The organism is Vibrio gangliei, from assembly GCF_026001925.1.
Taxonomy (GTDB): domain Bacteria; phylum Pseudomonadota; class Gammaproteobacteria; order Enterobacterales; family Vibrionaceae; genus Vibrio; species Vibrio gangliei.
In genome coordinates this window covers 15,781-27,921 of the sequence record NZ_AP021871.1, presented here as the reverse complement: position 1 = coordinate 27,921, position 12,141 = coordinate 15,781, and the positions used below count along the sequence as shown (strand labels likewise).

The window sequence follows — 12,141 nt, the reverse complement described above, 5'->3', positions numbered from 1 at the left end:
TGGCGCTTGTTTTGCCGGCTTTTTGGCAAAACAAGTGACACTTTTGGCGGTCAGTTGCTGCCACTTGTTAACCCTTTTGCCAGATTTGGTAACTATAATTTATGTTAGACACGAAGTCTTGGCTAAAAACTGGCCTAAAACTACCGGGGATTTCTGGAAAATAGACATCACCTTCTGGCTCAATGTCGATTGTTGAAATATGTAAAGTATCAGCTTTATCGATCAGGCTTTTGTATATTTCACCACCACCAGACACAATCACATGATCCGTTATCGTCTTCAGATGATTTAGCGCTTCATCGATAGATGGAAATACCAATACATTCTCATCACTGGAAGTGAAGCTTGAACGAGTTACAACGGCATATTTTCGGTTGGGTAAAGCCCCCATTGACTCGAAAGTCTTTCGGCCTACCAAAAGCCACTGATTATAGGTAATCGCTTTGAAGAGTAATTGTTCCCCTTTGGCACTCCATGGAATATCTGGGCCATTTCCGATAACTCCATTCTTCGAAATTGCTGCCATTAGTGATAGTTTCACGATACTTCCTTAGGGGTTAACGCCTAGGTCACATGCTGCGCAAACTAAGGCACGATGGTTTGCTAAACTGCCGAAGGCAGAGCAAACCGAGTGACGTGTTAGCAGTCATGTGCACCGACTTGTTAGATTTCATTTAAAGAGTTAATGCCCTGTTCATGTAGTTTATTTAAACCATCTTTCATTGCTTTAACTTGCTCTAATGAATGACCCTGCCAGCTTGATACTTCACCTACAACTTTAAATGAATGGGTTGAACGATATGACATGGTTGGATTCCCTGGGAACTTTCTATCCGTTAGGTCAGGATCATTTTCAATTGGACCTGTTGGCTCAACCAAATAAATTCTTTCGCGACCATTACCTAGGGCAAGCTCTGCTCCCCAAATGGCAGCATCTAGTGTAGCTGTCAAGAATATATACTTAGCCTTATTATTTTGTCCAAAATTTGAATTAAACCCTGTTTCTATAAGATCTCCCAATTTAAGATCTGCTTTGGTTCCATGAAAAAACGTTTGAGAAAAAGGTTTTGCATTTTTTTGGGCATTCTCAGTCATATCTTTTTTCCTAGTTATGGTTTTTATACTAAATATTGCGAAATTATAGCTAACATGAAATCTAACGCTGAGCTAAGTGGCGAACAACGCCCCCACTTCACTCAAAAATACCGCCGTAATCACAAAACTCAAATTTGAACCAAAAATGCCGAGCGTTGTGAAGTCCGCCTTAAGCGACTTGTTAAATTGCCAGATAAATACACTTAAGGAGCCTACGACATTGTAACTGCATGCTTTTTACCACACAATTTTATTTAACCTAATGCAGCTGCTCCACATAACCCAAAACAAACCGAAAGTTACCATTGCTGATAAAACTAAAAATAATTAGGTTTGATTGATGTTGAACTCACGAAAACCAACAAAACTTCCCACGACTTTTACGCACGAAAGACGTTCAACCTCAAATTAAGGTTAAGAAGTTACTTCTCAATACGATGGATAAACTCAAAGTAACTCCCAGCCTTAAGAATAAGGTTCTAAAATGCAATTTAACATTCTTAATAACAGACCGGCTCGTTTTCCCTCCAACCTAACTTACAATCAATCTAACATAAACCATTAAAAAATAAAGAATATACATAAATTTTATTATTTTACCTTCACATAAAAACGAGCCGGCCTGTTATCACTTTTTACGTGGCATGTTATCTTGGGGAGTTCTTGCTTCAACTTACCTATTAACAACGACTTACTAATTGCTCTACCGACAAAATGAGCCACTACTCCTGATAAAACAAGCCATTTTTCATACTCAAACTCCTTCTAACACCAATAAACTGTATAAAAAAACAGTTTTGGGAGGTGGGGAATGGCAAGCAAATTCATTGAAGAAATCCGTAGACACATGCGAATGCGAGGCTATAGCCTCAAAACAGAAAAGGCCTATATATACTGGATAAAATACTTCATTCGCTTTAATAAGCTAAAGCATCCTCAAGATATGGGAACGACTGAGGTAACAGCCTATCTGTCTTATCTTGCTAATGAACAACACGTCGCTATCAACACTCAAAAAGTCGCGCTTAATGCGATTGCGTTCCTTTACAACCAGTTTTTACAAAGACCGCTTGGTGATCTAGGTTTTACTTATGCTAAAAAGCAGCGCAAGGTTCCGAGCGTACTTACGCCAAATGAAGTCCAACTGATACTGTCACACCTTTCTGGTGTTAATCACATCATTTTTTCTCTGTTGTATGGTTCTGGACTTAGAGTTAATGAGTGTTTGAGAATTAGAGTTCAAGATCTTGATTTACAAAACCTATCTTTAACCGTGCGAGATGGGAAAGGGAAAAAAGATCGCGTAACTTTACTTAGCCCAACGTTAATTGGTTCTCTTCAATTGCAAATTCAGAAAGCGTCAAAAATACAAGAAGAAGATATCAAACAAGGCATCGGTCCCTCGCTTCCACACGCCCTTGGTAAAAAGTACCCGAACGCTTTTAAACAAATTGCTTGGATGTTTATCTTTCCTTCTTTAAGCATCTGTCGGCACCCACTGACTAATCAGCTTTGTCGGCATCATTTACACGATTCTGCACCAAGAAAGGCTCTCAAACGAGCGGTGCAACAGGCTAAAATCTTTAATAAACGAATAACATGCCATACCTTCCGTCATAGCTTCGCTACCGAACTGCTGCGCTCGGGGCAAGATATTCGTACAGTCCAAGAGCTATTAGGACATTCAGATGTAGCGACGACACAAATCTATACCCATGTTATTGGCGAACATTTTGCGGGTACTGTAAGCCCACTAAATAAAATCTTTATTGAAAACAATAAGGAAAATCAATGATCCTTGCCATGAACCAAACATAACAAAAATTAGGGCTTATTTGGAACAGATACTTGAGTGGAGTAAACAATCTAAATTGCTTTGGGGCAGAACTTTCTTAGAGCCATAACATTCGTAATCAAAAAAAGGCAGCGTACCGATTGGAGAACGCCGCCATAGTAGGTAGTGTTTAGAAATCTGTGTCATTTCTCCTAAAATAGATAAAAAAGGAATGACACATGAATAATGATTTCGATCTAGAGCAAGCCATTAAAGCTCTTCAATCTGGACAAGATTTAACAGGCAAAGATGGCTTTTTAACTCCTCTTATCAAGCAAATTACGGAAGCTGCTTTAAAAGCTGAGCTTGCACAACACATCGATAATGATGACCAGCCAAATCGTAAAAATGGAACCTCTAAGAAGACTGTTAAGTCTTCTGTCGGAGCATTTGAACTTGATACTCCTCGCGACCGTTCAGGCTCTTTTGAACCTCAACTTATCAAGAAAAATCAAACCAAGCTGACTGATGAAATTGATCGTAAAATCCTTTCTATGTTCTCGTTAGGAATGAGCTATCGTGATATTCGAGGACATGTTGAAGATATGTATGGTATCGACGTCTCTGAGGCCACAATTACTGCTGTCACAGACCGCTTAATACCAGAGCTTAAAGAATGGCAACAGCGTCCTTTAGACGCTATATACCCGTTCATTTGGCTTGATGCCATCCACTATAAAATTAGAGAGGATGGTCGCTATGTCAGTAAAGCGATATACACAATTTTAGGCTTGAATATCGACGGTAAAAAAGAACTGCTCGGGCTATACTTATCAGAGTCTGAAGGCGCAAATTATTGGCTATCAGTTTTAACTGATTTACATAATCGAGGGGTTGAGGATATCTTAATCAGTTGCGTAGATGGCTTGGTTGGTTTCCCTGAAGCCATTGCCACTATTTATCCAAACACTGAAGTTCAGTTGTGCATCGTCCATCAAATTCGTAACTCAATAAAATATGTCGCATCTAAGCACCAAAAAGAGTTTATGGCAGATCTGAAACCAGTTTATCGAGCGGTAACTAAGGAAGCAGCTGAAATAGAGTTAGACCGATTAGAAGCTAAGTGGGGCCAACAATATCCAATAGTATTACGCTCATGGCGTAATAAATGGGTAAACCTGTCGGTTTACTTTAAATATCCAGAGTATGTTCGGAAAGCTATATATACCACCAATGCTATTGAGGCGGTACATCGTCAGTTTCGAAAGCTGACCAAAACTAAAGGTGGTTTTCCAAATGAAAACAGCTTGCTTAAGCTGTTGTATGCTGGGATATTGAATGCATCTAAGAAATGGACAATGCCAATCCAGAACTGGAATATGACATTGTCTCAACTGGCGATTCATTTTGAAGGTCGTTTGGATGACGTCTTAGATATTTAGTCAAAATTAACTGACACAGAATTCTGAACGCCCTCTTATAGTATGACACTTTAATACTTAGTATGAATCTACTCACACAGGTTCCCGCCCCTAAGATCAAAGCTTTTTAAAGCTTCCATCTTCAGAAAAAACGATTCCATATCGCAAAAACACCGACATTATTTTCTCAACCGTGTTCTTTCGAGGGGTCGATTTACCCAACTCAAACTCAAGTACCGGTGGAATGCTTAATCCTGCGGTTTTGCAAAATTCGATACGTGTTAATTGGATGTACTCGCGTGCATGACGACACTGCAATCCAGTAATAGGTAAACGCGGTTTCCTATAACCAGCTTTTTAGTCTTTACGCCAAACTTTCTCATCCACGCATGTGCGGTTGGATAAGTCACACCAAGAGCCCTAGACACATTGGCTATACTGCCGTGAGTGTCATATATTGCCTGTAGTGTTTCTTTATCGTATTTAGTGTATTTTTTCTTCGGCATACTACTTTTACCAACAAGTTTACCGCATGGTTTGCGACATCGCTCGCAAACCAATTTGGTGGTGCCTTATGATTTCAAGAACACCAATTTCACGCAGTCATCATATAATTGTTTGTGATTACTAATCTCATCCTGATTCAGTTGAACCAAATCCGTCAGTAATTCAATTTCTTCTCGGCTCATTTTGTGCAACACACCGGTTGAAACATCAAATGACTTTCCGCTGTAATTTTTTATTAATGCTTTAGCCAATAACAAAACAATTTCACTTGTAGGGCGATTGGTTGTTAATTCGGCTTTAATGGCATTTTTAAATTCATTTAGCTTTGTATTAAGCATTGCCAATATTCCGTAATTTATCCAAACGTCTTGCCATTTCTATTGCAGCATCTAATTCGGTGTAAGGTTTACCTTCGGATTTCAGTTCGGACATGACCTTGTATCGCTGCTCCTTTTCTTCTTTTTCAGTCATACTGAGTGTGAGGAATATTGATGGCGGAACCGCCCGAAATAATGATTGAACCTTTTTGCTTAGCACAACACCCTCAGTGAACTTGTTGTCCCCTTTTTTGCTTGAGGCGATCATGCTTTTCTGATCTTCAGTTAAGGATTTGTACTTCGATATTTTTTCCACCTCATCAGGTGAAGCAAGCATGACGATATACCATTCGATCATTGTGAGTAGCTTTTCAGACTCATCAGGAAAATCGGTAATGTTCTGTGTAATAAACCAAGGGCTAACACCTAACTTACGGTACATCTTCACCATTTTAATAATGTATGGCGCTAACAATGGGTTTACGGTCAGTAAGTGAGCCTCATCTATAAATAGTGAAATTCCATTGCCCGTATATTGATCGCGTTCAGCAATCATAGTTACGTATTGAAAAATACCCGTCATTAAAACGGCAAGCTCTGCCTCTTTACCTTCATCGGCAAAAGCTCCAACATCAATTATGACCACATCGGCATCAGGTAGCGGTTTACCCTCATCATTGTTAAAAACACGACTGGCAAAGCTACCTTCTTCACACCATAGACCCAGTGCGCCAGCCATTTCACGAGCTTTCTTGCGCTTTTCCTCATCTATATCAGCTCCAAAGTCTTCGCCTCTAGCGACTCGCTCAAGCGCTGCTAAGATGTGTCTAGGTAAACATGGACACTTTTCTTCATGAGCAATCTTAGCCGCCAAAATAATAGCTTTTCGCAGCATTTGACGATCGGCACGTCTATACATTTCGTATTCAATTTTTTCGCCACCGGTGATCATAAGTAAGGCAATCATTTCTAGCTCGCCAATTATGTCACGCTCAATCTCCTCATCAGGTGCGCTTTCAAACTCCTCTAAATCTTTCTTGGAGTCGAAAATCGTTTCCATGCCGCCCACATTATTAACCATATCGATAATGTCATTATCTTCATTGGATAATAGGCTTGATGCTTCAGCAAACAATGACAGCGTAGTATCTGACTTAGGTGTGAATACCAAACGCTTCACGTTTAGGCCATGACGCTTCATGTAATCACCGGTAAGCCCGAATGAGTTACCTTTTTCTACAATAAACATCTTTGGTCTATGCACAGCCATAATTTGTGAAGCAAGCGCACAAGAGGTTGCTGACTTACCAGAGCCAGGGGCTCCTAAGACAACTCCAAAGCTATTTGATGCTCTATCTTTCTTATTTAACGGATCTACGGTTAAGGGTGAGCCACCACGATTAAACCAAGCAAAGTTTGGGTTTCCAGTTCCTTCATCGCGTCCATAGGCGTAACTCAAGTTCGCTACATGCTGTGCCCATGTTGGTTTGTGATAGGTGAATTTTTTGTCATGCTTGGGATTAAAAAACATTGGTAGCGCAAGCAAGTATGCTCTGAGTCCATAGGCATCTTCTCGCTCAAGTAGTGGTTTTAAGCCACAACTATGAAGAATCGTTATCGCTTGGTTTGTCGCCACACGCAAGTCATCTTCATTTTTCCCGCGTACATAAACACCGGTAAAATTACGAACAATTTTGTCATTACGCCCCATAGCATTAGAAGCATTTTCTAAGTCTTCTAGTTTCCTATCTGCGGCCATGCCGTCACCATAAGCTTTACTAGATTGCTTTTGTAATAACGCTTCAAACTCGGTCTGAGGGCAGATCACCGTTGTTGAGGCCAATATGGAATTTGGCGGTAATTTATCAAGTGAACACTCAGACTTTAGGTTTTCACCCTCTCCCTCACTCACCTCACCGGTTAGCTGGCCAATGCGAGGCGGTCTGCGACTTCCTGCTATCCGAATAAAACGACTTGGCACACCGTCAAAATACCAACAATTTTCTTCTACGTCAGAACGCGGTGGATTAGCGACTAAAGCTTCACAAAGAGCTCCTTTAATCGGAAGCTCCCCTGAAGCTTCACGCTCTATGATATTTTCATATAAGCGGTAAAAGCCCTCTTTGTCTTGCATGTCTGGATTCGGATTAAAGATTCGCACTAGCCATGAAAAGAACTCTTTTGAGTCATCTTCTTTGAGCTTGTAACCACCGTTCTCCAGAATCTTTTTGGCTCGGTCTACTAGCTGATTAATTTCTTGAGCAGGACAGAATCGTTTGTTTCGCAGATCACCATTACTACAACGTCTGTAAACCACCAGCTTCATTCTTCGGTAACGTCCAACCCAAGGGGCGTTCGTTACTTCATCATCAAAGAAAATACCATCGGTATTAGAGCTAATACCTTTCAGGTGTCTACGCATCTCCGCAATGTATTGATTCGTAAACTCAGTTCCAGCAGCATGAGGCTTACAATAATCAGCAATTTGGTCGGCTAATTTGTCAATTCGAGGATCGTCATAGCTAAATTGCTGAATTACCCACTGACCATTATCAATGAACTGTTCTTCAAAGGTTTCGATGAACTCTTTCATTTTTTCACGGTATTTAACAAGAGTCGCAATGCTGCGCCCCTCAGTCGGTAGTGGCTCAACAGTAAACACTTTAGCGCGACTAAAGCCGTCTTCTAGGATAAAAGTACCACTGTCTTCGTCATAACCAGAGTAAGGCAGTAAATCAACAAAACTTGGTAGGCTGCGTTCATAGAGTTTTTCTACATCACTTTGAGTGACTTCTCGTTTCTTTATGCCTAATGCTTCAGCTATTGATGCAATCATTTGTTAGCTTCCCAGTTTGTTAAATTGCTTTCACTTGGCAGGGCGTATTCGTCACGCTCAAGTAATTTAAACTCGGTTATGTATGCTGGAATTGGAATCCGGTACTCGGTCGAAATATGTGTATTTACAAACAAATACATTGTCGGATTGTCTAGCATCAGATAATGCGTTCTTGGTGTGTTATGCAGCATGTATGGATCTATGCTGTTTTCGGTTTCGGTAGTCGGTCTGCGCAACACACTGCGAGCAAAATCTGCATCACTTTTCCCTTGGCCGTCATAAACCTCTTTAGTGGTCATTTCTGGCTCGGGAAATACAGGTTCCTCTCTTTTTGGGGCGCTACAGGCTGCTAAAACCAAAGTTAGCAAACTAATCAATACTGCTTTTGACATAACCATTTCCATTATTGAATGAGTACGAAATCTTGCGCCCTTTCTCGTGATAATCGATGCGCAACTCTTTAGTGATATGAATATCTACATTCTGATTTGTTGGCAAATATACGAGTCCAAATGCCGATTCTTTAATGTCATTAATCCAATCGGTTGTAGTTGAGGTCATTTCAGAAAAGCCTTTGCCTGCTGCATATTGCCCCGCATCATTAACATAAGACTCGCGATCCTCTCCTGTCCCTGTGTTAGATGTAGCTGCCGTTGCGTAACCCTCAGCAACAGCACCAAGCGCACTTAAACCACCTTGTAGAGCGATAAATTTGGGTGCGTCACTGATATATTCACCACTAAGGCAAGGAACACCGCCTCTTGTTGAAATCCAGCCTAGGCGAGTTTTAGTTACCGTACCTGAAGATTCATAGTCATTATTATCATCGCCCATATCTCCGGCATTGATTGTCTTAATTCGACCATCTTTAAAGACGAACGTAGCGGCAACAATATCACCCGAGGCACATTGACCGGTGTAATCCCCTTTTGCTACACCGCGCATAACAATTCGATCTATGTTTGGAATATATAAGCCATTAGCCGCTAGGTTTTCAGAGCCAACTAATACTTTAAATTCATAGGGGTCAACGAGCTTTCCGCCTACTGGTATGCGCCCTAACAGTGCTGACATAGTAACGGCATCCGTTAATGTGGCCTCTTGCGGAATAGTGGCAAATGGGATTACGGGATCTTTTTCAGGCTGCCCGTTTTCATCTAATTGTTCGGCTTTTTTAGCCGGTGTATGGATACCAAAGTTTCGTTTCATTACTTCATCTTTGGTTAGTGCAATCGACACTTCTCCACTTTTGGTGTTAACCGACACGTCATCACCAACGTACCAACCATTGAAGTCTTTTTGTGGTTGGTATGAGCTGGTTTTAACAGGTTTGTTTGAACTAATAGGCTTATCAAGTTGAGGTTCATCACTCAGAGATCCACCACCTAAGCTAATTGGTTTCGAATTGCTAATGCCAAAGTCATTTCTATCTAAGCCATCGTCATCGAGTTCTTTACCCATCAAATTTTTCATTTGGTTTTTGACGGTTAAAAGCTCTTTTTCTACTTTCCCTGCAATGTTTAGTTCGCCACTTTCTTTTAATTTACTGATCACTTTATCTGCAACGGCTTCATCATCGACTTTCTGAGCCTTTGAGCTTTTTTCTTGCTTTAATTTGGCCAGCTCATTTTGCATCGATTTCATCTCGTTTTTCTGGCCGTCCATTAGTGCAACAAGGGTGTTTAGTTGCTCGTTGTCTGTGCGAGTATCGTTCGTTGATGTAGTGCTTTCCGGTGCCCCAATAGATACCTTTACTGGCTTAGGTTCATCGGAAGAAGAAAATAAAATGAAACCCAACACAACAACTAAGACAAAAATGACGATTTTAAGAGTGCTATTCATTTACGCTTCTCCTTTCTCATTGTCTTTTGGTTTAGGTAAAGCGTTCGGATCTACTTTCAACATGTGAGGAAGGAATGCCCCTCTGGTGATAATGTAAATTACGCCATAGTCACCCTGATCAACATCGTCTTTCGCTGCTAACGTGTAGTATGGTTTTGGCACTGAGACAAATTCGGTATCAATTGTTATATCTCGGAAATCAATCGCTACCGGATATGGCGTCACGTTCTTAACGACAATTGACGTTAGAACCAAATTTCCACTTCTGTAGCTAGCCGTAATTTTGGATTTAAGTACCTCCGCCATTCGACCTGAAAACAATTGATCGATATTTAGGTTTTTTGGGTACGGTACTGACGCAATAGACGGAACGGTTTTCCAAAGTCGCTTAGGCATTAGATCACGCATAGCCGCATAACGTACCAATGCAACCGGATCGCCTTCGTTGTGATTTGAAAAGTCACCATTTGGTGCCATGACCGATTCGCTTTGAGCAAATTCAGTTTTTTTCTGTTTTTCAATAGGAGGCGTTATTCGAACTTCATCCAAATCCTGTGGCTCTGCCACGGCTGTGAGCCTAATTCGAATAATCTCACCTGATTCGTTCAACTTGACGTCCAATGGTAAATCTTCAAGAACGGCTTTCGGTGTTATATAGAGTATCCCTGCGCTAGTGGACATTTCGACACTATTTACAGCCTCTTTAGGGAACCGGTATTGAATATTGTCAGTAAAGCGAATAACGCGCTCTTTACCGACTTCGAGCATTACTTTTATCGGCTTTCCATCCCACTCATAGGCAGTGGTAGCATTGGCAACAAAAGGCATCAATGCGATAAGGAGAAAGGTAATCAATCGTTTCATTTGTTCTTCCTTATAGACGCTCAACATTGCCGTAGTAACCAATTAACTGCATACCTGTTGGGTTAGTTGCAGGATCGAAATCAACTTGCTGAACTAATATCGGGTAGCGAAAACTTGAGTTTCTAATCACTTGGCTATTCAATCGCTCCGTGATGGTTATATCCAAATACACAACCCATTTTTTATTACCTAGGTTTATGATTCGGTTATCTTCAGTCCATGTGGTGCCTGTTTTTTCATTAACTCTGCGTTCAACGTTGGTTTTTTCCCCGCGCTCTGCATTGAAGTTTTTCAATAAAACCTTCTGGAACTCAGGTGCAATATAATTCCCGTAGCGGGTAATATTTTTCGGGTAATCAACAGCCAAGTTGTCTGCTTTATTTATCGTCTGCCATAAATACAAAGCCGTGCTGTAAACGGCATAAGGCGGTACGTCTTGAATTTTTCGCGTTGAACCGGTTTCTAGGTTTGGGGTTTGGTACAAAGGGATTTGCGATGGCATTTGGCCTATCGCATATAGGCAGCCCATTATGATCACAAATAAACCTAAACCCACGCCTCTAAGAGTCCAGATATGTGCCTCTGTTTCCTTTTCTGCTTTGTAATAGCGCTTCGGTAACGAACGAAACCTAAACGAAAACACATCCTTTAAATTGAACTTCTCTTTTTTATTTGAGTTTGAATTTGTCATTGTTATTTTTCACCATCTTTATGTGAGCAATTGTCCCAGATTTGAGTTGGTATAAATCCGAAATTCACTTTTAGGCGAGTGAATAAAAGGTTTATCCCTTTTGTCTGTACGTGCCTCATAATTAACCCCCAAAAAAGATAGCTTGGAGTTCCTTGCTTCTTTACACCGATATAGCCAGCTAATTTCCATGCAATGATGAAGCCCGCCCCACTACCAATAACAAGCCCAAGTATTGAGTAGGTTGGGTTAACAAAAAATAAGATTAACGCCCCTATAATTGCCGATACCCCTACACTTGATGCGCATAGCAACCCAAACTCCGTACCACTTAATCCCTTTAAGATTGGTGGCGCTTCATCTAGGTTGTCTAAAATCACTTGAATGGTTTGTTCTTCATCTGCCATGCTTTAACTTTCCCTTAGAATGAGAAATCTAAACCTAGTGAGTCACTTAGCTGCGTTAGTAAGAATACACCGCCCATTAATAGGCCAACCGCTAACAGCACCATCCCAATAAGCTCAGCAATAGTGGCTTGCTTTTGCTTCCATTCGTTGAATTTTGTTAATACGCCATCGACCGCAGAAAAGAATAGTTTTGCAACGACAATCATTGCGCCCAAAGCTAATAGGCTCCAAATGATGTTTTTTGTAGTTGCAACGTAGTCAGTTGAACCACCACCTTGAATATCAATAGTTGGCAAATCAGCAGCAAACGAGCTTGTTGATATAGAGGCATAAAGTCCAATACAGACACCTCTTAGGATTGATTGAGATTTGTTAATAATTGCTTTCATT

General features: G+C 40.8%; 12 protein-coding genes. 2 read left to right on the top strand and 10 right to left on the bottom strand.

Features of this window, described 5'->3' with window-relative positions; translation table 11 throughout:
- Positions 1-67: 67 nt before the first annotated feature.
- Positions 68-541: a trimethoprim-resistant dihydrofolate reductase DfrA15 gene (gene dfrA15 / locus Vgang_RS16520; protein ID WP_001830196.1), complete on the bottom strand. Its 474-nt coding sequence runs from the start codon at positions 539-541 to the stop codon at positions 68-70.
- 122 nt (positions 542-663) lie between these two features.
- Positions 664-1,095 carry an NAD(+)--rifampin ADP-ribosyltransferase gene (arr, locus tag Vgang_RS16515; RefSeq protein ID WP_105903792.1) on the bottom strand — a complete coding sequence of 144 codons (432 nt, stop codon included), beginning with the start codon at positions 1,093-1,095 and terminating at the stop codon, positions 664-666.
- A gap of 811 nt (positions 1,096-1,906) precedes the next feature.
- Here arr and Vgang_RS16510 point away from each other — a divergent pair.
- Both Vgang_RS16510 and Vgang_RS16505 read left to right on the top strand, forming a co-directional pair.
- On the top strand, positions 1,907-2,890 hold the full coding sequence (locus tag Vgang_RS16510) for an integron integrase (protein ID WP_222760222.1): 984 nt from the start codon (positions 1,907-1,909) through the stop codon (positions 2,888-2,890).
- Positions 2,891-3,108: 218 nt separating this feature from the next.
- Positions 3,109-4,311: an IS256 family transposase gene (locus tag Vgang_RS16505; RefSeq protein WP_105903604.1), complete on the top strand. Its 1,203-nt coding sequence runs from the start codon at positions 3,109-3,111 to the stop codon at positions 4,309-4,311.
- Between the two features lie 551 nt (positions 4,312-4,862).
- On the opposite strand, the gene Vgang_RS16500 is transcribed toward Vgang_RS16505, so the two are convergent.
- The 8 genes from Vgang_RS16500 to Vgang_RS16465 are packed head-to-tail and all read right to left on the bottom strand — an operon-like array spanning position 4,863 to position 12,140.
- Positions 4,863-5,135 carry a hypothetical protein gene (locus tag Vgang_RS16500; protein ID WP_105903606.1) on the bottom strand — a complete coding sequence of 91 codons (273 nt, stop codon included), beginning with the start codon at positions 5,133-5,135 and terminating at the stop codon, positions 4,863-4,865.
- Positions 5,128-7,950, bottom strand: a complete 2,823-nt coding sequence (locus Vgang_RS16495) for a conjugative transfer ATPase (RefSeq protein ID WP_105903607.1) — start codon at positions 7,948-7,950, stop codon at positions 5,128-5,130. Before Vgang_RS16495 ends, Vgang_RS16500 begins: the two co-directional genes overlap by 8 nt.
- Entirely contained in the window at positions 7,947-8,342 is a 396-nt protein-coding gene (locus Vgang_RS16490; RefSeq protein ID WP_105903608.1) for a hypothetical protein, read from the bottom strand. Before Vgang_RS16490 ends, Vgang_RS16495 begins: the two co-directional genes overlap by 4 nt.
- Entirely contained in the window at positions 8,320-9,792 is a 1,473-nt protein-coding gene (locus Vgang_RS16485; RefSeq protein ID WP_105903609.1) for a TIGR03752 family integrating conjugative element protein, read from the bottom strand. The genes Vgang_RS16490 and Vgang_RS16485 overlap by 23 nt, the downstream gene beginning before the upstream one ends.
- The gene (locus Vgang_RS16480) at positions 9,793-10,656 is read right to left on the bottom strand and encodes a DUF3438 family protein (protein ID WP_157946053.1); all 864 of its coding nucleotides are present in this window, start codon (positions 10,654-10,656) and stop codon (positions 9,793-9,795) included.
- A gap of 10 nt (positions 10,657-10,666) precedes the next feature.
- Positions 10,667-11,347 carry a DUF2895 family protein gene (locus tag Vgang_RS16475; RefSeq protein ID WP_105903611.1) on the bottom strand — a complete coding sequence of 227 codons (681 nt, stop codon included), beginning with the start codon at positions 11,345-11,347 and terminating at the stop codon, positions 10,667-10,669.
- A gap of 2 nt (positions 11,348-11,349) precedes the next feature.
- Complete coding sequence (locus tag Vgang_RS16470) at positions 11,350-11,751, bottom strand: DUF3487 family protein (RefSeq protein WP_105903612.1); 402 nt, start codon at positions 11,749-11,751, stop codon at positions 11,350-11,352.
- A 14-nt stretch (positions 11,752-11,765) separates the two neighbouring features.
- Positions 11,766-12,140, bottom strand: a complete 375-nt coding sequence (locus Vgang_RS16465; protein WP_105903613.1) for a DUF2976 domain-containing protein — start codon at positions 12,138-12,140, stop codon at positions 11,766-11,768.
- Position 12,141: the final 1 nt, after the last annotated feature.

What these genes read in the sequence shown, in the direction of transcription:
- Vgang_RS16465 (WP_105903613.1), bottom strand. Translation starts at nt 12,140, where the DNA reads ATGAAAGCAATTATTAACAAATCTCAATCAATCCTAAGAGGTGTCTGT.
- Vgang_RS16470 (WP_105903612.1), bottom strand. Translation starts at nt 11,751, where the DNA reads ATGGCAGATGAAGAACAAACCATTCAAGTGATTTTAGACAACCTAGAT.
- Vgang_RS16500 (WP_105903606.1), bottom strand. Translation starts at nt 5,135, where the DNA reads ATGCTTAATACAAAGCTAAATGAATTTAAAAATGCCATTAAAGCCGAA.
- Vgang_RS16510 (WP_222760222.1), top strand. Translation starts at nt 1,907, where the DNA reads ATGGCAAGCAAATTCATTGAAGAAATCCGTAGACACATGCGAATGCGA.
- arr (WP_105903792.1), bottom strand. Translation starts at nt 1,095, where the DNA reads ATGACTGAGAATGCCCAAAAAAATGCAAAACCTTTTTCTCAAACGTTT.
- Vgang_RS16495 (WP_105903607.1), bottom strand. Translation starts at nt 7,950, where the DNA reads ATGATTGCATCAATAGCTGAAGCATTAGGCATAAAGAAACGAGAAGTC.
- Vgang_RS16480 (WP_157946053.1), bottom strand. Translation starts at nt 10,656, where the DNA reads ATGAAACGATTGATTACCTTTCTCCTTATCGCATTGATGCCTTTTGTT.
- Vgang_RS16475 (WP_105903611.1), bottom strand. Translation starts at nt 11,347, where the DNA reads ATGACAAATTCAAACTCAAATAAAAAAGAGAAGTTCAATTTAAAGGAT.
- Vgang_RS16485 (WP_105903609.1), bottom strand. Translation starts at nt 9,792, where the DNA reads ATGAATAGCACTCTTAAAATCGTCATTTTTGTCTTAGTTGTTGTGTTG.
- Vgang_RS16505 (WP_105903604.1), top strand. Translation starts at nt 3,109, where the DNA reads ATGAATAATGATTTCGATCTAGAGCAAGCCATTAAAGCTCTTCAATCT.
- Vgang_RS16490 (WP_105903608.1), bottom strand. Translation starts at nt 8,342, where the DNA reads ATGTCAAAAGCAGTATTGATTAGTTTGCTAACTTTGGTTTTAGCAGCC.